This is a genomic window from Colwellia marinimaniae, assembly GCF_002207865.1.
In the GTDB taxonomy this organism is placed as follows: domain Bacteria; phylum Pseudomonadota; class Gammaproteobacteria; order Enterobacterales; family Alteromonadaceae; genus Colwellia; species Colwellia marinimaniae.
In genome coordinates, this window is record NZ_BDQM01000347.1 from 1 (window position 1) to 259 (window position 259).

Sequence of the window (259 nt, forward strand, 5' to 3'; positions counted from 1 at the left end):
ATCTATACCTGGCTCATCTAGAAGTAACCCCGCCTGATCATAACTTGCTAGTCTAAAGGTCACTCTCATATCAACAGCATTTGGGTTTGTACTACCAGAACGATTTGCAAAAGCATCATTAAGTTCATCCAAGGTTTCTTGAATTTTCTGTTGCGATAAATTATTTCCTGTTCCTATCTCTTCATCAAAATGAAGAATATGGAAAATAATTGGAATAGAAACCTCTGTATACTGGATATTTTCTCTAGCTGTTATAGAG

At 35.5% G+C, this 259-nt stretch carries 1 protein-coding gene; it reads right to left on the reverse strand.

All coding sequences use genetic code 11. The annotated features are described in order from the left end of the window. On the reverse strand, positions 1 to 259 hold a 259-nt coding region (locus MTCD1_RS21390), incomplete at both ends, for a hypothetical protein (RefSeq protein WP_159459932.1).